The sequence below is a fragment of the Microcoleus sp. Z1_A1 genome, from assembly GCF_036700305.1.
Taxonomy (GTDB): domain Bacteria; phylum Cyanobacteriota; class Cyanobacteriia; order Cyanobacteriales; family Microcoleaceae; genus Microcoleus.
In genome coordinates, this window is record NZ_JAUBOR010000013.1 from 34,241 (window position 1) to 35,519 (window position 1,279).

The window sequence follows — 1,279 nt, forward strand, 5'->3', positions numbered from 1 at the left end:
AAGCCGCCTTTTAGCGTGTTTTTGCCTTTACCACCGATGATATCGTCATCATCATCGCCGCCGTCGATATCGTCATCATCATCGCCGCCTTGAACTTTGTCTTTGCCCAAGCCGCCTTTTAGCGTGTTTTTGCCTTTACCACCGATGATATCGTCATCATCATCGCCGCCGTCGATATCGTCATCGTCATCGCCGCCTTGAATTTTGTCTTTGCCCAAGCCTCCTTTTATTTTGTTTTTGCCTAGGCCAACTTCGATATCGTCATCGTCATCGCCGCCGTCGATATCGTCATCGCCATCGCCGCCTTTAATTGTGTCCTTGCCTTTGCCGCCGATGATTTTGTCTTTGCCTTTGCCGGCTGTAATGTTATCGTCACCATCGCTGCCTTCAATATCGTTATCCAGCGTCGCAGAACCGACAATAACTTGAGGTGCTGTAGTGCCACTAAACTTAAAGACATTTTGCTCGATGTTCAAGCTAAAACGCTGGCCGGTGAGAGATCGTTTGCCGTTGCTAACTTCAAAACCAAAACTCAGCGCACCGACAAAACCTACTGTCGCTTTGAACCTTACCAAGCCTGCGTTAATGTCTGCTTGAGTGAAGGTAAAACCGACTTGTGTTACGGCGACTCCATTAAACAATAGTTGGCCGGTTGTAGCATCGGGTAGCTCGGTTAACTTGAAGACTGTGCCGCTAGGACCTTGCTCGTCATCGACAAACCGCAACAACTCAGAAGTAATAGTTTGCTCGCCGCCGCTGGAACCAGCAGTCAAGCTATTATTAGCTTCCACTCGCGGAGGGTTAAAAATCGGAGTGAGAGTTTGACTTGGAGTTGGAGTTGGAGTTGGAGTTTGAGTTTGAGTTGGAGTTTCAGGATTAACTTCCAAAAAGTCGCCAGCAGTGATCAGCGTTGCGTTGACATTCAACAATAGCGCCAAGGCAAAGTTATTGACCCGAATTTCGGTATCGCCACCGACTTGTATAAAGGTCAAGCTGCTAAAGTTCAAGTCGCCAAACAGCAGAAATTTGTCGCTGCCGTCTGTGTAGTCAGTGATGACTGCTTTTGCCCCAGAGGTACTGTTACTCACGACATAAACGTCATCTCCAGCACCGCCGACACAGGTATGGTTGCCAGTACCGCCCATCAGGGTATCGTTGCCCTCGCCGCCCATCAGCGTATCGTCGCCGTTGCCGCCGCCGCTAACGCTGTCGTCGCCGTCGCCACCGTCTGCCATGTCATTGCCGTCGCCAGTCACGAGGGTATCGTTGCCAGCACCGC

At 50.4% G+C, this 1,279-nt stretch carries 1 protein-coding gene; it reads right to left on the reverse strand.

The genetic code is table 11. The features are described 5' to 3' along the window. Window positions 1-1,279: cadherin-like domain-containing protein (locus QT973_RS10980; protein ID WP_333232136.1), on the reverse strand; the 1,279-nt coding region annotated here is incomplete at both ends.